Source organism: Enterococcus sp. S86.2 (genome assembly GCF_059834485.2).
The window spans coordinates 2,519,205-2,538,020 of sequence record NZ_CM206813.1 but is presented as its reverse complement, the minus strand read 5'-3'; the positions used below and the strand labels follow the sequence as shown (position 1 = coordinate 2,538,020).

Annotated in this window: 18 protein-coding genes; 15 read left to right on the top strand and 3 right to left on the bottom strand. The window is 40.0% G+C overall.

Features of this window, described 5'->3' with window-relative positions; genetic code table 11:
• The first annotated feature begins 104 nt into the window (after positions 1-104).
• From deoC to AC6R0T_RS12050, 11 genes are all read left to right on the top strand, one after another.
• A complete protein-coding gene (gene deoC / locus AC6R0T_RS12100) occupies positions 105-767 on the top strand; it encodes a deoxyribose-phosphate aldolase (protein WP_230711077.1) in 663 nt (220 codons plus the stop codon).
• 89 nt (positions 768-856) lie between these two features.
• The gene (locus AC6R0T_RS12095) at positions 857-1,255 is read left to right on the top strand and encodes a cytidine deaminase (RefSeq protein WP_303754120.1); all 399 of its coding nucleotides are present in this window, start codon (positions 857-859) and stop codon (positions 1,253-1,255) included.
• A 78-nt stretch (positions 1,256-1,333) separates the two neighbouring features.
• Positions 1,334-2,455: a BMP family lipoprotein gene (locus AC6R0T_RS12090; RefSeq protein WP_206903358.1), complete on the top strand. Its 1,122-nt coding sequence runs from the start codon at positions 1,334-1,336 to the stop codon at positions 2,453-2,455.
• Between the two features lie 250 nt (positions 2,456-2,705).
• On the top strand, positions 2,706-4,268 hold the full coding sequence (locus AC6R0T_RS12085) for an ABC transporter ATP-binding protein (RefSeq protein WP_206903648.1): 1,563 nt from the start codon (positions 2,706-2,708) through the stop codon (positions 4,266-4,268).
• Positions 4,261-5,412, top strand: coding sequence for an ABC transporter permease (locus tag AC6R0T_RS12080; protein WP_242595821.1), 1,152 nt, complete (start codon positions 4,261-4,263; stop codon positions 5,410-5,412). The genes AC6R0T_RS12085 and AC6R0T_RS12080 overlap by 8 nt, the downstream gene beginning before the upstream one ends.
• Positions 5,412-6,365, top strand: a complete 954-nt coding sequence (locus AC6R0T_RS12075) for an ABC transporter permease (RefSeq protein WP_230711076.1) — start codon at positions 5,412-5,414, stop codon at positions 6,363-6,365. Before AC6R0T_RS12080 ends, AC6R0T_RS12075 begins: the two co-directional genes overlap by 1 nt.
• Before the next feature lie 142 nt (positions 6,366-6,507).
• The gene (gene deoB / locus AC6R0T_RS12070) at positions 6,508-7,674 is read left to right on the top strand and encodes a phosphopentomutase (RefSeq protein WP_206903361.1); all 1,167 of its coding nucleotides are present in this window, start codon (positions 6,508-6,510) and stop codon (positions 7,672-7,674) included.
• Between the two features lie 115 nt (positions 7,675-7,789).
• On the top strand, positions 7,790-8,608 hold the full coding sequence (locus AC6R0T_RS12065; RefSeq protein ID WP_282462018.1) for a purine-nucleoside phosphorylase: 819 nt from the start codon (positions 7,790-7,792) through the stop codon (positions 8,606-8,608).
• A 66-nt stretch (positions 8,609-8,674) separates the two neighbouring features.
• Positions 8,675-9,382 (top strand): purine-nucleoside phosphorylase, encoded by a 708-nt coding sequence (deoD, locus tag AC6R0T_RS12060; RefSeq protein ID WP_206903363.1) that lies wholly within the window; start codon positions 8,675-8,677, stop codon positions 9,380-9,382.
• 204 nt (positions 9,383-9,586) lie between these two features.
• Positions 9,587-10,771, top strand: coding sequence for an iron-containing alcohol dehydrogenase (locus AC6R0T_RS12055; RefSeq protein ID WP_282462020.1), 1,185 nt, complete (start codon positions 9,587-9,589; stop codon positions 10,769-10,771).
• Positions 10,772-10,787: 16 nt separating this feature from the next.
• Positions 10,788-11,018: a hypothetical protein gene (locus tag AC6R0T_RS12050; protein WP_206903365.1), complete on the top strand. Its 231-nt coding sequence runs from the start codon at positions 10,788-10,790 to the stop codon at positions 11,016-11,018.
• A gap of 219 nt (positions 11,019-11,237) precedes the next feature.
• On the opposite strand, the gene AC6R0T_RS12045 is transcribed toward AC6R0T_RS12050, so the two are convergent.
• The 3 genes from AC6R0T_RS12045 to rpiA form a co-directional block, all read right to left on the bottom strand.
• On the bottom strand, positions 11,238-11,924 hold the full coding sequence (locus tag AC6R0T_RS12045) for a 2,3-diphosphoglycerate-dependent phosphoglycerate mutase (protein WP_173103883.1): 687 nt from the start codon (positions 11,922-11,924) through the stop codon (positions 11,238-11,240).
• A gap of 136 nt (positions 11,925-12,060) precedes the next feature.
• A complete protein-coding gene (locus tag AC6R0T_RS12040) occupies positions 12,061-12,645 on the bottom strand; it encodes a recombinase family protein (protein ID WP_206903366.1) in 585 nt (194 codons plus the stop codon).
• A 229-nt stretch (positions 12,646-12,874) separates the two neighbouring features.
• Entirely contained in the window at positions 12,875-13,558 is a 684-nt protein-coding gene (gene rpiA, locus AC6R0T_RS12035; RefSeq protein ID WP_230711072.1) for a ribose-5-phosphate isomerase RpiA, read from the bottom strand.
• A gap of 430 nt (positions 13,559-13,988) precedes the next feature.
• Between rpiA and rpsL the strand changes: the two genes are divergently transcribed.
• The 4 genes from rpsL (at position 13,989) to tuf (ending at position 18,464) form a co-directional block, all read left to right on the top strand.
• Positions 13,989-14,402 carry a 30S ribosomal protein S12 gene (rpsL, locus tag AC6R0T_RS12030; RefSeq protein WP_003127956.1) on the top strand — a complete coding sequence of 138 codons (414 nt, stop codon included), beginning with the start codon at positions 13,989-13,991 and terminating at the stop codon, positions 14,400-14,402.
• Between the two features lie 63 nt (positions 14,403-14,465).
• On the top strand, positions 14,466-14,936 hold the full coding sequence (gene rpsG / locus AC6R0T_RS12025; RefSeq protein WP_071864205.1) for a 30S ribosomal protein S7: 471 nt from the start codon (positions 14,466-14,468) through the stop codon (positions 14,934-14,936).
• Between the two features lie 103 nt (positions 14,937-15,039).
• A complete protein-coding gene (gene fusA, locus AC6R0T_RS12020; RefSeq protein WP_206903368.1) occupies positions 15,040-17,124 on the top strand; it encodes an elongation factor G in 2,085 nt (694 codons plus the stop codon).
• 152 nt (positions 17,125-17,276) lie between these two features.
• The gene (tuf, locus tag AC6R0T_RS12015; RefSeq protein WP_303754116.1) at positions 17,277-18,464 is read left to right on the top strand and encodes an elongation factor Tu; all 1,188 of its coding nucleotides are present in this window, start codon (positions 17,277-17,279) and stop codon (positions 18,462-18,464) included.
• The last annotated feature ends 352 nt before the right edge of the window (positions 18,465-18,816 follow it).

The following is an 18,816-nucleotide window of genomic DNA, read 5'->3' as shown; positions in this document are numbered from 1 at the left end:
ACATGGTAAAATAGTCATAATAAAAGTTTTTAATTAAAAATTTGATTTATTTTATAGTTCAAAGAAAATTTAGCAATTAAAATATTTAGGGAGTTGTACAAAACATGGAATTAAATCGCATGATCGATCATACAATTTTAAAAGCAGACGCAACACAAGAAGATGTGTTACGTATTATTGAAGAAGCAAAACAATACCATTTTTATTCTGTCTGCATCAACCCAACTTGGGTAAGTTTTGCGGCAGAACAGTTAAAAGGTGAACCGACAGCTGTTTGTACGGTGATTGGCTTTCCTTTAGGGGCAAACACATCAGAAGTTAAAGCCTATGAAACAACAGATGCCATCAATAATGGTGCAGATGAAGTGGATATGGTAATCAATATTGGTGCGCTAAAATCTGCCCAATTTAAAAAAGTTCAACAAGATATTGAAGCGGTGGTAAAGGCAGCGAAAGATAAAGCCTTGGTTAAAGTGATTATTGAAACAGCGCTACTAAATAACGAAGAAATCGTAAAAGCTTGTGAATTAGCTAAAGCAGCAGGAGCAGATTTTGTGAAAACTTCAACTGGTTTTTCAACTGGGGGGGCTGTGGTAGAAGACGTACGCTTGATGCGTCAAACAGTCGGACCAGAAATGGGTGTGAAGGCTTCTGGGGGCATTCATAATGAACAAGAAGCAATGGCAATGGTAGAAGCGGGCGCTAACCGGCTGGGTACTTCGGCTAGTGTAGCAATCGTGACTGGCTCCCAAGGCGGCGGCTACTAAAATTTGGACAAATAAAACAAGATATTTCGATTGAATTTACTAAACGTCAATTACGATTACAATAGGTAAATTTGAGGTCAGGTGGAAAAATGAAAGCAAAAATAGAATGGATTAACGTGGCAACCGAAGCTTTAGATAAAGCCTACGTGCCTTACTCACATTTTCCGGTGGGGGCGTGTTTGGTCACCAAAGCAGGAAAAATTTATCAAGGTTTGAATATTGAAAATGCTTCTTATGGGCTAGCAAACTGCGCCGAACGGACTGCCTTTTTTAAAGCCGTATCAGAAGGCGAAAGAGAATTTAGTCATTTAGTAGTAGCAGGACATACACCAGAACCAATTTCACCATGTGGCGCTTGTCGGCAGGTGATGGCAGAATTCTGTTCACCAGAGATGCCCGTGACGTTAGTTGGCGATCATGGTGTGACAAAAGAAACCACAGTAGGAGAATTATTACCATATTCTTTTACCGATAAAGATTTTGACTAGTAACAACTGGTCGCTAAAACATGTTCATTCAGTCAATAGACTGTTGAAAAAAACTTACTTTTAGGGGGCTTTACAGAAATGAAAAAAGCAAAATTATTTGGTCTGGCAACAGTTGCGTTAGCATCCATTATGTTGTTAGGTGCCTGCGGTGGCGGCGGAAGTAACAGTACAGACAGCACTGGTGGCGGTTCAGATAAGGGCACAGATGCAAAACATAGTGCTGCAATCGTAACTGACATCGGCGGAATCGATGACCGTTCTTTCAACCAATCAGCTTGGGAAGGTTTACAAGCTTGGGGTAAAGAACACAATTTGAAAAAAGGTGTGGGTGGTTTTAACTACTTCCAATCAAACGATGCATCTCAATACACAACAAACATTGACAATGCCGTTTCAAATGGTTTCAAAACAGTCTTTGGTGTAGGGTATTTATTAACTGATTCAATCGGACAAGCAGCAGATCAAAACCCTGATAATAATTTCGTTATTATTGATAGTGTTATTGATGGCAAAAAGAACGTTGTTTCTGCAACATTTAAAGACAACGAAGCTTCATATTTAGCAGGTTATGCTGCAGCCTATACGACAAAAACAAATAAAGTCGGCTTCATCGGTGGTGAAGAAGGTGCTGTAATCGATCGTTTCGATGCTGGTTTTACGCAAGGTGTTAAAGATGCAGCGAAAAAATTAAACAAAGAAATTACAATCGAAAACGAATATGCTGCTTCATTTAACGATGCCGCTAAAGGTAAAGCTTTAGCAGCAGCAATGTACCGTGACGGCGTAGACGTAATTTTCCACGCTTCTGGCGGTACTGGTGCTGGTGTCTTCTCTGAAGCAAAAGAATTAAACAAAAAATCTACTGAAGCAGAATTAAAAGACAAAAAAGTTTGGGTTTTAGGTGTGGATAGTGATCAAGAAGCAGAAGGTAAATTCCAAACTTCTGATGGTAAAGACGATAACTGTACATTAGCTTCTACACTTAAAGGTGTAGGTGCTGCGGTACAAGATATTTCTAACCGTGCTTTAGAAGACAAATTCCCTGGTGGCGAACACTTGGTATATGGTCTTAAAGACGGTGGCGTTGACTTGACTGAAGGTTTCTTATCAGACGATGCAAAAGCAGCAATTAAAGAAGTTAAAACTGAAGTTGCTGACGGCAAAATCGAAGTACCAGAAGTACCAAAAGACGTTAAATAATTTATTTTTCAGGTCTTGTCTGTTTGACGGGCAAGACCTGATTTTTCAATTGATTTCTTTAAAGGTGAATTTGGCTTTACGTACATGAGGTAAAAAATTTCAAATCCAGCTTTAAGGAAAGCAATTTCCTAGCGGCAGCGCCGCAAAAATTTTTGCATTTATAGATAACGTATTCAATTTTACAAGTTGCGCAAGACGAAAAGTAAGGATGTGAAAAAATTTGGCACAAGAAGAGAAATATGTCATTGAGATGCGGCATATCACCAAAGCTTTCGGCGATTTCAAAGCCAATGACGATATCAATCTACGGGTCAAACCAGGCGAAATTCACGCTCTCTTAGGCGAAAATGGTGCCGGTAAGTCAACATTGATGAATGTTTTGTCAGGATTATTAGAACCAACTTCTGGTGATATTTTCATGAATGGACAAAAAGTAAATATTACCAGTCCGACGGCTGCCAACAAATTAGGTATCGGAATGGTGCACCAGCATTTTATGTTAGTGGATGCTTTTACTGTGACAGAAAATATCATTTTAGGTAGTGAACCAACAAAAGCTGGCGTGATTGACCGCAAAAAAGCGCGAGCAGAAATTATGCGCGTTTCAGAGCAATATGGTTTGGCTGTTGATCCAGACGCTTATGTCAGAGATATTTCGGTGGGGATGCAACAACGGGTGGAAATTTTAAAAACATTGTATCGTGGTGCCGAAGTATTGATCTTTGATGAACCAACAGCGGTATTAACGCCACAAGAGATTGATGAATTAATCACCATTATGCATGGCTTAGTCAAAGAGGGTAAATCGATTATTCTAATCACCCATAAGTTAGATGAAATTAAAAAAGTGGCGGACCAGTGTACTGTTATTCGTCGTGGGAAAGGAATTGGTACCGTAACAGTTAAAGATGTTACCAGTCAAGAATTAGCTGATATGATGGTAGGCCGCGCAGTTTCCTTTAAAACACCGAAGAAAGATGCCAATCCACAAGAAGTTATCTTGTCGGTTGAAAATCTAGTGGTCAAAGAAAGCCGCGGTTTAGAGGCTGTGAAAAACTTAAGCTTGCAAGTTAGAGCAGGTGAGGTTTTAGGGATTGCTGGTATTGATGGAAACGGTCAATCAGAATTGATTCAAGCGCTAACGGGTTTACGCAAAGTTGAAAGTGGCAAGGTCTTTTTAGACGGCGATGATATCACCAATAAAAAACCGCGCCAAATCGTGGAAAAAGGTGTAGGTCACGTACCTGAAGACCGCCACAAATATGGCTTGGTATTAGAGATGACATTAGCTGAAAATATGGCGTTGCAAACGTATTACCAAGAGCCTTTAAGTAAAAACGGCTTTTTGAATTATGGTGAAATCAATGAAAAAGCGCGAGATTTAATCAAAGAATACGATGTGCGAACGACAAATGAATTGGTTCCAGCCAAAGCATTGTCTGGTGGTAATCAACAAAAAGCCATTATCGCCCGCGAAATTGATCGAAATCCAGACTTGTTAATTGTTGCTAACCCAACGCGCGGTTTGGATGTTGGTGCGATTGAATTTATTCACAAACGCTTAATTGAACAACGGGATAAATTTAAGGCTGTTTTATTAGTTAGCTTTGAACTAGAAGAAATTCTAAATGTTTCCGACCGAATTGTTGTGCTACACGCTGGGGAAATTGTCGGGGAAGTTACACCGCAAGAAACGAGCGAAAAAGAACTTGGTTTATTAATGGCGGGCTATTCTTTAGAAGAAGCACGGGCAGAATTAGCCAAAGAAAGCACACAAGCGCAAACGGAGGAAGTAGGTGAGGCAGTTGAATAATCGTTCTGAAAAAATCAGAAATCTCCTCGTACCGGTTATTGCGGTTTTACTTGGGTTTATCATAGGTGGCATTATTATGGCGGCCTTTGGTTTTAATCCGATTGCCGGTTATAGTCAAATGTTGAAGACCGCCTTTTTAAATCCGCAAACAGGTGCGATTAACCCGCGGAATATTGGGGAAATTTTTGTAACGGCGGGTCCGTTAATCTTCACAGCATTAGGGTTTTCGGTGGCAAATTCAGCCGGCTTTTTCAATATCGGTCTTTCGGGTCAGGCTTTATGTGGCTGGGTTGCTAGTATTTGGGTCGCTTTGGCTCTGCCTGATGCGCCCAAAATCGTAGTTTTACCTTTAGCAATTATTGTTGGGGCTTTAGCTGGTGCAATCGCAGCGGCAATTCCTGGTATTTTACGCGCCTTCTTTGGTACAAGTGAAGTAATTGTAACCATTATGATGAACTATATTTTGCTTTATACAAGTACCCATATTGTCAACAATGTGATGGACGAAAAATTGATGAGTAACAAAGGGGTCACAAAAATGATTGGTGCAAACGGTTCGTTACGAACGGACTTTTTAACCAATATTTCCAATCATTCTCGGTTAAACATGGGGATTTTCTTAGCTTTGATTTTCTTGGTGTTGGTTTATTTCTTAATGAAGAAAACGACATTAGGTTATGAAATTCGCTCGGTGGGTTTGAACCCATTTGCGTCTGAATATGCCGGCATGAGTAGTAAACGGACGATCATTGTTTCAATGGTCATTTCTGGTTGTTTAGCTGGTCTTGGTGGTGTGGTTCAAGGTTTAGGTACATTCCAAAACTTCTTTATTCAAGGAACCTCTCTATCCATTGGTTTTGACGGAATGGCGGTTTCGTTACTAGGAAGCGGCAGTTCAGTAGGGATTTTATTGTCAGCATTACTGTTTAGTGTCTTGAAACTTGGCGGACAAGGGATGCAAGTTGCAGGTATTCCATCAGAATTGGTGGATGTGGATATTGCCATTATCATCTTCTTTGTCGGCATTAGCTTTGTTATTCGCTTTGCATTAGCAAAATTCTTTGGGCCTAAAAAAGAAGTTGCTGTCGTAACTGAAGTGGAAGCTAGTCCAAGCGACCAGGATGAAGAAGGAGGGAAAATCTAATGAGTATTGATTTAATTGCCTCAATTTTAACCCAAACCTTGATTTATTCCGCTCCTTTAATCTTAACTGCATTAGGTGGAGTTTTCTCTGAACGCAGTGGGATTGTAAACGTTGGTTTGGAAGGTATTATGGTAATGGGGGCCTTCACCTCTATTGTCTTTAACTTGGAAATGTACGATCAATTTGGCGCAATGACACCGTGGCTGGGAATTTTAGTCGGAGGGTTAGCAGGGATTGTCTTTTCATTATTACACGCAGTGGCAACGATTAACTTTCGCGCCGACCATATTATCTCTGGTACTGTTATGAACTTAATGGCGCCAGCTTTGGCAGTCTTTTTAGTCAAAGCTATCTATGGTAAAGGACAAACGGATAATATCAGCGGAACACTTGGTTATTATAGTTTTCCAGTCTTAAAAGACATTCCAGTTATTGGAACAATTTTCTTTAAAGATACGTTTTTACCGGCATATGTTGCCATTTTGATTGCTGTTTTAGCTTGGTTTATTATTTTTAAAACAAAATTTGGTTTACGTTTGCGTTCAGTGGGGGAACATCCTCAAGCTGCAGATACGCTAGGGATTAACGTGTATTTAATGCGTTATTCGGGAGTGTTGATTTCTGGCTTTTTAGGCGGGATGGGGGGCGCAGTTTTTGCGCAATCTATTTCTGGTCGTTTTGCCATTACGACAATTGCTGGTCAAGGTTTCATTTCCATGGCGGCAATGATCTTTGGAAAATGGAATCCACTGGGTGCGATGGGAGCGGCGTTATTCTTCGGCTTTGCCCAAAACATCAGTATTGCCGGTGCTAAATTGCCGATTATTTCATCAATTCCAGATGTCTATTTGCAGGCAGCACCGTATGTTCTAACAATTTTAGTGTTGGTAATCTTCTTAGGAAAAGCATCAGGTCCCAAGGCCAACGGTACCAATTATATTAAATCAAAATAGTTTGTTTAAGGGTGGGACTAAGGGACATTGTTGCTTTGTCCTGCTCTTTTTCTATGGATTCAAAAAGTTGTTTATAACTGCCAAATAGGGTGACTTCTAGTAAGATAGAGGTAGCTTAAAATTATAGAAAGTAGGGAATAAAATGTTTAAACGTGTACATTTAATCGTCATGGATTCAGTGGGTATCGGTCAAGCGCCGGATGCCGAAAAATTTGGTGATGTTGGAGCAGATACATTAGGCCACATTGCAAAAGAAGCTGGGTTAACTATCCCGCACTTGGAACAATTAGGTTTAGGGAGCATTCGCCCTCTAACAGGTGTTAAAGATGAAAAAGATCATCAAGGTTATGCCACTAAATTAGAAGAAATCTCTGTGGGCAAAGACACAATGACTGGCCACTGGGAAATTATGGGATTAAATATTAAAAAACCATTCCGCGTTTTCCCAAATGGTTTTCCCGATGAATTATTAAAACAAATTGAAGATTTTTCTGGGCGTAAAGTCGTCTGCAACAAACCTTATTCCGGCACAGAAGTAATTAACGACTATGGTGAACACCAAATGAAAACTGGAGATTTAATCGTGTATACTTCTGCAGACCCAGTTTTACAAATTGCAGCCCACGAGGAAATTATTCCTTTAGAAGAGTTGTATCGTATTTGCCAATTTACTCGCGATATTACAAAAGATGAACCTTATATGATCGGCCGCATTATTGCACGTCCTTATGTAGGTGAACCTGGTAATTTTACCCGCACAAGTAATCGTCACGACTACGCCTTAGATCCGTTTGGTAAAACGGTCTTAGATTCATTAAAAGATAACGGCAAAGATGTCATTGCTGTGGGTAAAATCAACGATATCTTTAACGGCCAAGGTGTTACAGAAGCAATTCGCACAAAGAGTAATATGGACGGTGTGGATAAATTATTAGAAGTAATGAAAAAAGACTTTACCGGTTTAAGTTTTACAAACTTGGTAGATTTTGATGCGCTGTATGGTCACCGCCGCGATGTCGTGGGGTATGCACATGCCATTGAAGATTTTGATTTGCGGATTCCAGAATTGTTGGACAATATGGCCGATGATGATTTGTTGTTAATTACTGCCGATCATGGTAACGATCCAACTTTCCCTGGTACAGATCATACCCGTGAATATGTGCCATTACTTGCTTATAGCAAAAAAATGACCGGAAAAGGCGCATTGCCACAAGGTTTTTATGCTGATATTTCGGCAACTATTGCAGAAAACTTTGCTGTACCGGCAACAGAAAACGGCCAAAGCTTCTTAGCTGCTTTAAAATAAAATTTTTAAGAAAAACTGACAGTAGGAAATAGTATTATTTTTGCTGCTGTCAGTATTGCCTTTGTTAAGTTTTAAAACATTACACAACAGGTTAATGCAATCATGGGAGGTCTTTATGACAGAGATTTTAGCACAATTACAAGAAACGACAGATTTTATCAAAGAACAAGGTGTAAAAGCAGTTGAATTTGGCTTGATTTTAGGTTCTGGCTTAGGAGAATTAGCTGAAGAAATTCAAAATCCAGTGGTGATTTCCTATAATGAAATTCCTCATTTTCCAATCTCAACAGTCGTGGGACATGCTGGTCAGCTGGTTTATGGCGATTTGGCAGGAAAAAAAGTTTTAGCGATGCAAGGGCGTTTTCATTATTATGAAGGCAATTCGATGCAAACAGTCACTTATCCAGTCCGCGTGATGAAAGCACTTGGCGCACATTCTGTGGTTGTGACCAATGCGTGTGGTGGTGTGAACGAAACATTTGCACCCGGGGATTTGATGTTAATTACAGATCATATTAATTTCATGGGGGCAAATCCTTTAGTTGGTCCTAATGAAGAAAGTATGGGACCACGATTCCCAGATATGAGCCAAGCCTATAGCATAGAATATATGACAGTGGCAAAAGAAGTCGCAAAAGCGGCGGGCTTACATTTAAAAGAGGGTGTTTACATGGGCTTTTCTGGTCCAACTTATGAAACACCAGCTGAAATTCGGTTTGCTCGCACAATTGGCGCAGATGCAGTCGGAATGTCAACCGTGCCAGAAGTTATCGTAGCGGCTCATAGTGGCTTAAAAGTATTGGGTATTTCTTGTATCACTAATTTAGCTGCGGGCATGCAAAAAAATCTAAACCATGCAGAAGTGGTGGAAACAACAGAGCGTGTGAAGGCAGAATTTAAAGCATTAGTGAAAGAAACACTAGCAAAATTATAAAAAAACTGTCAGAATAATTTTAGCAATAAATAATTATCACCAACGAAAAAGGAAAGGAAGTTATTCATGAGCGTTCATATTGAAGCACAGGCCGGTGAAATCGCCGATAAAATTTTATTACCAGGAGATCCATTACGGGCAAAATATATTGCCGAAACTTTTTTAGAAGACCCGATTTGTTACAATAACGTGCGGGGAATGTTAGGTTATACCGGTATTTATAAAGGTGAGCGGGTATCCGTGCAAGGAACTGGCATGGGGATGCCTTCTGCTAGTATTTATGCCCATGAGTTGATTAACTCCTATGGTGTCAAAAAATTAATTCGCGTTGGGACTTGTGGTGCGCTATCAGAAGATGTGCATGTGCGGGATTTGATTATTGCCCAAGCGGCTACGACTAGCTCCTCAATTGTGCAAAAGAATTTTCAATCTTTCCATTATGCACCAATCGCTGATTTTGAATTATTGAAAAATTCTTATGATATTGCAAAAGCAAAAGGTTTTACCACCCATGTTGGGAATATTTTATCAGAAGATACATTTTATAAAGATGATTTGGCTGAAACTTTTGCTTTAGCTGATGTAGGGATTTTAGGCGTGGAAATGGAAGCAGCTGCTCTTTATTATCTAGCAGCGAAATTCCACGTGCAAGCACTTGCTATTTGTACAGTTAGTGATCATATGATTACCGGTGAAGAAACCACCGCAGAAGAACGTCAAATCACATTTAACGATATGATTGAAGTTGGTTTGGAAACGGCAATTAAAGAATAAGTCAAAAGAGGCTAGTTTGAAAAAGATGAATTGTAACAACCTTAAAAAGTTAGAGGAAAAAAGCTAATCTTCTAAGGTTGTCAAAAAATTGTCTTTCAAGCAGCCTCTTTTTCTTGTGTAATGTAAGATTTAAGATACCGCTTTCTTTTATAGTAGCTTAAGGGTAAAGTAAGAATGTAGATTAATTTCAAAGGAGTGACAAGTATGAATAATTTTACTTTTAATGTTGCAACAGATATCCGCTTTGGTAAAGATCGGCTGCATGAATTGACCGCAGTGATAGAAAATTTTGGCCAAAGGGTATTACTTGTATATGGTGGTGGCAGTATTAAGAAAAACGGTTTGTATGACCGTGTCTTAAAGGAACTGGCGGACTTTAAAATTGTTGAACTGGCAGGAGTAGAACCAAATCCGCGCATTGAAACTGTGGCAAGAGGCGCAAAATTATGTGCTGAAAATGAAATTGACGTGATTTTAGCAGTAGGTGGCGGGTCGACAATTGATTGTGCCAAAGCCGTCGCAGCTGTCCATGGTAGTCCTGATGAAGAGCCATGGGCGGTAATTGAAAAAAGAAATTACGCTGGAGCTGCATTACCAATCGTCACGATTTTGACGTTGGCCGCAACTGGTAGCGAGATGAATCGCGGTGCTGTGATTACCAATTGGCAGACCAACCAAAAATTAGGGATGGGAGGAGAAAACTTATTACCTAAAGTCTCCTTTTTAGATCCGCAAAATACGTTTAGTGTAGGGAAATACCAAACCGCAGCCGGTTCAGCAGATATTATGAGCCACTTATTTGAAAACTACTTTAATACAACGCCTGCAACAGACGTGCAAGACGGTATCAGTGAAGGCTTGATGCGGACAGTAACGAAAAATTGCCCAATTGCTTTAGCTACTCCAACAGACTATGATGCACGGGCAAATCTGATGTGGGCCAGCACCTTGGCATTAAACGGCTTAACTGGTAGTGGGAAAGGCGGTAGTTGGTCCTGTCATGCAATGGAACATGAATTGAGTGCCTTTTATGACATTACCCATGGAATTGGCCTAGCCATTTTAACTCCCCGTTGGATGCATCATGTGTTAAATGAAGAGACTGCAGTGAAGTTTGCCCAATATGGCCGCAATGTTTGGCAAATTAATGAAACGGTACCGATGATGGCAGCCCGCATGGCGATTCAAAAAACATATGATTATTTCAAAGCCTGTGGCATTCCGATGACACTGCCAGAAGTTGGTATTGAAGATGATCGCAAATTTGAAGTGATGGCCAAGCAAGCAGTGGCTTATAGCAAAATTGCAACCGATGCTTTTGTACCCTTACAAGTGGAAGATGTTGTGAAAATTTACCAAGACAGTTTGGTTGAACAAAACTATTTGTAAAAGGAGCTGTTGTGAAATGTTAAAAGAGCAAGAGCTGTTTTTGCAGTTCATTAAAGAGCGGGTAGTTGCAGGTCAAGAAGAACCAGCAACAGAAATTTTAGTAGCGGCTTTTGCCAAATTAGCAACCGATGAGTTTACGGTAAAAGAGTTTGCTGCTGTCAGTGAAAAATTAGTCCCGCTGATTGCACCGCAGTACCAACCAGAAGTACAAGCAGCAATGGCCCGTTTTGCTAAAATGCTAAAGTAATTTTGAAAAGTAGAATAGATAGCTGGCATTACTGTGCATTTTGTCTTAACAGGTAAGTGAAAAAAGCCATGGCAGCAGTATTTATTTTAAGAAATAAGCTAAAAATTGCAGGTTGGGTATTTGTCTGATTGGTATTTAAAAATACCAGTTACCTGCAAAAAAAGAGGCTGCAACAAAAGTACCGATGCACTTTTGTTGCAGCCTCTTTATATAAATGGCTTATAAGTAGTATTTTTTAGCTACTGATAAATCGTCGTTTAATTCATAAACTAAAGGTTGGCCAGTTGGAATTTCAAGATCCATGATATCATCATCAGAGATGCCTTCAATGTGTTTAGCCAAAGCGCGTAATGAGTTGCCGTGTGCAGCTACTAAGACAGTTTTGTCGTCTTTTAATGCTGGCGCGATTTCATCTTGCCAGAATGGTAAAGCACGTTCTAAAGTAACTTTTAAGTTTTCTCCACCAGGAACGTCCCGTGGATCTAACATAGCGTAACGACGGTCATTTGCTGCAGAACCAGGATCTGTTGCATCCAATAATGGAGGTAATGTGTCGTATGAACGACGCCAGATGTGAACTTGTTCGTCACCGTATTTTTCAGCGGTTTCTTTTTTGTTCAAACCTTGTAATGCACCGTAATGACGTTCGTTTAAGCGCCATGATTTAACTTGTGGCACCCATAATTGGTCAGATTCTTCTAAGATATAGTTACAAGTTTTGATAGCGCGTTTTAATACAGAAGTATAAGCGATATCGAATTCGATGCCGGCTTCTTTAATTTTGCGGCCGCCTTCTTTTGCTTCTTCAACACCTTCTGGAGCTAGGTCTACGTCAACCCAACCAGTAAATTGGTTCAATGCATTCCATTCGCTCAAACCGTGACGAGAAAATACTAATTTTGGCATGAATAACTCTCCTTTGTCATTTGGTTTCTGAAATTTTCAATTCCTTCCACATTGTACACTGTTTTAGTGCATTTTGCCACTAAAAAAAGGCACAGCACCTTGCTCTTTTGAAAAAGACAAGTCGCTGTGCAGCAATTTAATTCGTAATTTTTTCCAATTCTTCAGGAGCTAAATTAATGTATTTATAGCAGGTTCCCACTGATACACCACACTTAGAAGAAATGAATTGAATTGTTTCTTTTTTATCGTAATAAAGCTGGCGAATTTTTTTCACCGTTTTCCCATCGATTTTGGGACGACCGCCAATTTTACCTTTTTGGCGGGCTTTGTTTAGACCGACAAGGGTACGCTCTTTAATCAGCGCACATTCCATTTGTGCTAAGCCTTCCATTAAATTGAAGTAGATGTCACCCATCTGGCTTCTGGTGTCAATGCTTTCAGTCAAACTGACTAAATGCAAGTTGCGATTTTTAAATAAGCTGGTTAATTCGGTCAGTTGACGCGTAGAACGGCCCAAACGGTGCAAGTCGCTTACGACTAAGGCGTCACCTGGTTGCATTTGTGCAATCACAGTATCTAAATCGGCGTGATTTTCCTCGTGGTATTTTTGTTCAAAAGTATCTAAAAATACTGGGCCACAGCCATATTCCGTCAAAGACTTCACTTGGGAATCTAAATCATTGTCGTTGATTGTGGTGCGGGCATAGCCAAAAATTGTCATGATAAATCCTCACAGTCTTCATTTTCATTAAGAAAAATGTAGCATAAACTCCGTCAAAATGGTACCGTTTCTTGCAAAAAAACGCAAAAAAGCTTCTGAGAAGAGGAAAGTTCAAAAGTAGATCTTTATAAGGTAAAAGCTTTTTTAATATTTACTTGTTTTTTTGTTTGGTCAAAAAAAGGTTGGGATAAACACTACCTGTCGTTTATCCCAACCTTGAAATGTTTAATTAAGAAAAAGCGGGGTTGTGTAACGTTTTAGGGCCGTCTTTTTCACCGACAATTACCAACTGCGTCATATCTAAAAACAAGCCATGTTCCACTACACCAGTCATGTGGATTAATTCTTCAGCCAGTGCGTGAGGATCGGCGATTGTCTCTAAATGCAAATCAATAATATAATTGCCGCTATCCGTGTGTAAAAACTCGCCATCGCTCGTTTTACGGAAAGTGGGGTTGTAGCCTTGTTTGGCTAAAATGTTGAAAATTTGTTGGCTGCCAAAAGGAATCACTTCAACTGGTAGGGGAAATTTACCCAATTTTTCGACCATTTTAGAGCTGTCAACAATCCAAATCACTTTATCAGAATACGTGGCAACGATTTTTTCATATAAGAGAGCGGCACCGCCACCTTTAATTCCTAAAAAATTAGGATCAACTTCATCGGCACCGTCAATGGTAATATCAATGTGATCGACTTCATCAATTGAGGCCAATGGGATCCCTAGTTCTCTGGCTTGAATTAAAGTTTGGGTAGAAGTGGTCACACCGGTAATTTGTAAATTCTCTTCTTTAATCATCCGACCCACTTCTGCCACCATGTGATAAGCAGTTGAACCCGTTCCAAGTCCGACTGTCATACCGCTTTTAATATGCTTGCAGGCTTCTTTGCCAACCATTTCTTTTAAGTCCATCGTAATTTTTACCCCTTTACAAACTAATTTGACTTCATTTTAAAGCTTTTTTACGGGAAATGATAGCTTTCTGGCGTTTCTTTTACAGTTAAAAAAACTATAAAGCAACTTTATTCAAAATGGGCTTCATAAAAATTTTACTTCTATAAGATAAATACAAAGAAGGCGTCATGGGAATGAGAAAAATCGGCTGTTTAAAAATTTTTCAAGAAGTTTGCAAAAGCTTTGCGTTTTTTATTGACACCTATTTTCAATCATGCTATTCTAACAAAGGTGCTTTGTCTACAGGTCTCTTAAAACAGACGTGCTGACTGTAAGAAAAGTACAACTGACGATTATGCACAAGGCTGCATTATTTTTTATCGCTGAAAAAGAACCACCTGGATGTGTGGAGCTAGAAAGGCGAATCAAGGAAGGAGGAAAACAAGGGATGCCTACAATTAACCAATTAGTACGTAAACCTCGTAAATCCAAGGTTGAAAAATCAAATTCACCAGCATTGAACAAAGGATATAACAGTTTCAAAAAAGCTCAAACGAATGTGAACTCTCCGCAAAAACGTGGGGTTGCCACTCGTGTGGGTACAATGACACCGAAAAAACCGAACTCAGCTTTGCGTAAATATGCCCGTGTTCGTTTGTCTAACTTGATCGAAGTAACAGCTTATATCCCAGGTATCGGCCATAACTTACAAGAACACAGCGTTGTTTTATTACGTGGTGGACGTGTAAAAGACTTACCAGGGGTACGTTACCATATCGTTCGTGGTGCATTAGATACAGCTGGCGTTAACGACCGTAAACAATCTCGTTCTAAATACGGTACAAAACGTCCTAAAGCTTAATCTAGTTTACAGACTATTATATAGAACACAATACAAAATGACTACGTAAAGGAGGAGTTACGGATGCCTCGTAAAGGTCCAGTTGCAAAACGCGATGTTTTACCAGATCCTATGTATAACTCAAAATTAGTAACCCGTTTGATCAACCGTGTTATGGTTGATGGCAAACGCGGGATTGCTGCAAATATTATCTATAATGCTTTTGACATTATTAAAGAATCTACTGGTAACGATCCATTAGAAGTCTTTGAACAAGCAATGAAAAATATCATGCCTGTCTTAGAAGTTAAAGCTCGCCGTGTCGGTGGTTCTAACTACCAAGTCCCAGTTGAAGTTCGTCCTGAACGTCGTACAACTTTAGGCTTACGTTGGGTTGTTAACTACGCACGTTTGCGTGGAGAACACACAATGGAAGAACGTCTTGCAAAAGAAATCATGGATGCAGCAAACAACACTGGTGCTTCTGTGAAAAAACGCGAAGACACACACAAAATGGCCGAAGCCAACCGTGCTTTTGCCCACTATCGTTGGTAAGATCTTTTTTGCTCTTGCAAAAAAGACAATTCGATTGTTACACCAAGTAAGCGGGCAAAAGATTTCTTTTGCCGCTTTTTAAAGAGAGGAGCACAAGCAAGAAATGGCTAGAGAATTTTCGTTAGAAAAAACTCGTAATATTGGTATCATGGCTCACGTCGATGCAGGTAAAACTACTACGACTGAACGTATCCTTTATTATACAGGTAAAATCCATAAAATTGGTGAAACCCACGAAGGCGCTTCACAAATGGACTGGATGGAACAAGAACAAGAACGTGGTATCACTATCACTTCTGCTGCGACAACTGCTCAGTGGAAAGGTTACCGTGTCAACATCATCGACACACCAGGACACGTGGACTTCACAATTGAAGTACAACGTTCATTGCGTGTATTAGATGGTGCGGTTACTGTCCTTGACTCTCAATCAGGGGTTGAACCACAAACTGAAACTGTTTGGCGCCAAGCAACAGAATACCGCGTACCTCGTGTTGTATTCTGTAACAAAATGGACAAAATCGGTGCAGACTTCTTGTACTCAGTTTCTACATTACACGATCGTTTGGGTGCTAACGCTCATCCAATCCAATTACCAATTGGTGCAGAAGAAGATTTCACCGGTATCATTGACCTTGTGACAATGAAAGCTGAAATCTACACAAACGACTTAGGTACTGAAATTCAAGAAACTGAAATTCCTGAAGAATACCTAGAACAAGCGCAAGAATGGCGCGAAAAATTAGTGGAAGCAGTAGCTGAAACTGATGAAGATTTAATGATGAAATATTTAGACGGCGAAGAAATTACTGAAGCTGAATTAAAAGCTGGTATCCGTCAAGCAACAATCAACGTTGACTTCTTCCCTGTAATGGCTGGTTCAGCCTTCAAAAACAAAGGGGTTCAATTAATGTTGGATGCTGTTCTTGACTACTTGCCTTCACCATTAGATGTTGAAGCAATTAAAGGGATCGATCCAAAGACTGACGAAGAAACAACTCGTCCAGCTGACGACGAAGCTCCATTTGCCTCATTAGCATTTAAAGTTATGACTGACCCATTCGTAGGTCGCCTAACTTTCTTCCGTGTTTATTCTGGTGTCTTAGAAAGTGGTTCATATGTATTGAACGCTTCAAAAGACAAAAAAGAACGTATCGGACGTATCTTGCAAATGCACGCCAACACGCGTAACGAAATCGACCGCGTTTATTCCGGTGATATCGCTGCTGCCGTTGGTTTGAAAGATACAACAACAGGGGACACTCTTTGTGCCTTAGATTCTCCAGTAATCTTAGAATCAATCGAATTCCCTGACCCAGTTATCCAAGTTGCTGTTGAACCTAAATCAAAAGCTGACCAAGATAAAATGGGTATTGCATTACAAAAACTTGCAGAAGAAGATCCATCATTCCGTGTTGAAACAAACGTTGAAACTGGTGAAACTGTTATCTCAGGGATGGGTGAATTGCACTTAGACGTCTTAGTTGACCGTATGCGTCGTGAATTTAAAGTCGAAGCAAACGTTGGTGCTCCTCAAGTTTCTTATCGTGAAACTTTCCGTGCTGCTACTGAAGCAGAAGGTAAGTTTGTACGTCAGTCTGGTGGTAAAGGTCAATACGGTCACGTATGGATTGAATTTACGCCAAACGAAGAAGGTGCCGGTTTCGAATTCGAAAACGCCATCGTTGGTGGTGTGGTTCCACGTGAATACATTCCAGCTGTTGAAAAAGGTTTAGTAGATGCAATGGACAACGGTGTCTTAGCTGGCTATCCATTAGTTGATATTAAAGCAAAACTTTACGACGGTTCTTACCATGATGTCGATTCAAGTGAAACTGCCTTCCGTGTTGCTGCTTCAATGGCATTGCGGGCTGCTGCTAAAAAAGCAAAACCTGCAATCTTAGAACCAATGATGAAAGTTACAATTACTGTTCCAGAAGATTACTTAGGTGATATTATGGGTCACGTAACTGCTCGTCGTGGTCGCGTTGAAGGTATGGAAGCACACGGTAACTCCCAAATCGTTAATGCTATCGTTCCGTTAGCAGAAATGTTTGGTTACGCAACTACATTGCGTTCATCTACACAAGGTCGCGGTACTTTCATGATGGTATTTGACCACTATGAAGATGTACCAAAATCTATTCAAGAAGAAATCATTAAGAAAAACGGCGGCAAAGCTGAATAATTTTTGATGATTAGGATTTTTTTAAAAGAGCTATATTTTTTAAAAAAATTCGTGTACAATAATTAACGATGATAAGGGCAAACTGTCGCTTGCGGCAGTTTACCTATCAAAAAATAAAAACTATTACGTATTTTTAGGAGGAACATTTTAAAATGGCAAAAGAAAAATTTGACCGTTCTAAACCCCATGTAAACATCGGTACTATCGGACACGTTGACCATGGTAAAACTACTCTTACAGCTGCAATTACAACTGTATTATCTAAAAAAGGTCTAGCACAAGCTTCTGCTTACGATCAAATTGATGGTGCACCTGAAGAACGCGAACGCGGTATCACAATTTCAACTGCTCACGTTGAGTATGAAACTGAAAACCGTCACTACGCTCACGTTGACTGCCCAGGACACGCGGACTACGTTAAAAACATGATCACTGGTGCTGCTCAAATGGACGGCGCGATCTTAGTAGTATCTGCTGCTGATGGTCCTATGCCTCAAACTCGTGAACACATCCTATTGTCACGTAACGTTGGTGTTCCTTACATCGTCGTATTCTTGAACAAAATGGACATGGTTGACGACGAAGAATTATTAGAATTAGTTGAAATGGAAGTTCGTGACTTATTGTCAGAATACGACTTCCCAGGCGACGACACTCCAGTTATCGCAGGTTCAGCTTTGAAAGCCTTAGAAGGCGACGCTTCATACGAAGAAAAAATCTTAGAATTAATGGTTGCAGTTGACGAATATATCCCAACTCCAGTTCGTGATACTGACAAACCATTCATGATGCCAGTCGAAGACGTATTCTCAATCACTGGTCGTGGTACTGTTGCAACTGGTCGTGTTGAACGTGGACAAGTTCGCGTTGGTGACGAAGTTGAAATCGTAGGTATCGCTGAAGAAACTGCTAAAACTACTGTAACAGGTGTTGAAATGTTCCGTAAATTGTTGGATTACGCTGAAGCTGGCGACAACATTGGTGCATTATTACGTGGTGTGGCTCGTGAAGACATCCAACGTGGTCAAGTATTGGCTAAACCAGGTTCAATCACTCCACATACAAAATTCGCGGCAGAAGTTTACGTTTTAACTAAAGAAGAAGGCGGACGTCACACTCCATTCTTCACAAACTACCGCCCACAATTTTACTTCCGTACAACTGACGTAACAGGCGTTGTTGAATTACCAGAAGGTACTGAAATGGTTATGCCTGGCGATAACGTTACTATGGACGTTGAATTAATCCACCCAATCGCGATCGAAGACGGTACTCGTTTCTCAATCCGTGAAGGCGGACGTACTGTTGGTTCAGGCGTTGTTACAACAATCGAAAAATAATTCTTGAACTTTAGAAGCAAAATCTTCGGATTTTGCTTCTTTTTTTGACTATAAGAAAAAATGAAAATTTCCTATAGCGGCTTTTTACTGTTAGATTTAAACCGTGCTTTAAAAATAGATATCTAAGACCATAAGGTGAGAGCCAGCAGGATTCCTGCTTCTTTTTTTATTATTTACATAGGAGTATCCAGCAATTCACAGCAGATTTTTTAGTAAAGAGTCTGTTTTTTGCTGCAGTTTATTTCGTAAGCTATCCTTAAAACGAGTACAATAGGCGAAATAAAAGTAAAAACCCTACAATTTGAAAACAAGCCCTTTGCGTGGCGTCCTCTTCAAATTGTAGGGTTTTTGT

What these genes read in the sequence shown, in the direction of transcription:
- deoC (WP_230711077.1), top strand. Translation starts at nt 105, where the DNA reads ATGGAATTAAATCGCATGATCGATCATACAATTTTAAAAGCAGACGCA.
- AC6R0T_RS12095 (WP_303754120.1), top strand. Translation starts at nt 857, where the DNA reads ATGAAAGCAAAAATAGAATGGATTAACGTGGCAACCGAAGCTTTAGAT.
- AC6R0T_RS12090 (WP_206903358.1), top strand. Translation starts at nt 1,334, where the DNA reads ATGAAAAAAGCAAAATTATTTGGTCTGGCAACAGTTGCGTTAGCATCC.
- AC6R0T_RS12085 (WP_206903648.1), top strand. Translation starts at nt 2,706, where the DNA reads ATGCGGCATATCACCAAAGCTTTCGGCGATTTCAAAGCCAATGACGAT.
- AC6R0T_RS12075 (WP_230711076.1), top strand. Translation starts at nt 5,412, where the DNA reads ATGAGTATTGATTTAATTGCCTCAATTTTAACCCAAACCTTGATTTAT.
- deoB (WP_206903361.1), top strand. Translation starts at nt 6,508, where the DNA reads ATGTTTAAACGTGTACATTTAATCGTCATGGATTCAGTGGGTATCGGT.
- AC6R0T_RS12065 (WP_282462018.1), top strand. Translation starts at nt 7,790, where the DNA reads ATGACAGAGATTTTAGCACAATTACAAGAAACGACAGATTTTATCAAA.
- deoD (WP_206903363.1), top strand. Translation starts at nt 8,675, where the DNA reads ATGAGCGTTCATATTGAAGCACAGGCCGGTGAAATCGCCGATAAAATT.
- AC6R0T_RS12055 (WP_282462020.1), top strand. Translation starts at nt 9,587, where the DNA reads ATGAATAATTTTACTTTTAATGTTGCAACAGATATCCGCTTTGGTAAA.
- AC6R0T_RS12050 (WP_206903365.1), top strand. Translation starts at nt 10,788, where the DNA reads ATGTTAAAAGAGCAAGAGCTGTTTTTGCAGTTCATTAAAGAGCGGGTA.
- AC6R0T_RS12045 (WP_173103883.1), bottom strand. Translation starts at nt 11,924, where the DNA reads ATGCCAAAATTAGTATTTTCTCGTCACGGTTTGAGCGAATGGAATGCA.
- AC6R0T_RS12040 (WP_206903366.1), bottom strand. Translation starts at nt 12,645, where the DNA reads ATGACAATTTTTGGCTATGCCCGCACCACAATCAACGACAATGATTTA.
- rpiA (WP_230711072.1), bottom strand. Translation starts at nt 13,558, where the DNA reads ATGGACTTAAAAGAAATGGTTGGCAAAGAAGCCTGCAAGCATATTAAA.
- rpsL (WP_003127956.1), top strand. Translation starts at nt 13,989, where the DNA reads ATGCCTACAATTAACCAATTAGTACGTAAACCTCGTAAATCCAAGGTT.
- rpsG (WP_071864205.1), top strand. Translation starts at nt 14,466, where the DNA reads ATGCCTCGTAAAGGTCCAGTTGCAAAACGCGATGTTTTACCAGATCCT.
- fusA (WP_206903368.1), top strand. Translation starts at nt 15,040, where the DNA reads ATGGCTAGAGAATTTTCGTTAGAAAAAACTCGTAATATTGGTATCATG.
- tuf (WP_303754116.1), top strand. Translation starts at nt 17,277, where the DNA reads ATGGCAAAAGAAAAATTTGACCGTTCTAAACCCCATGTAAACATCGGT.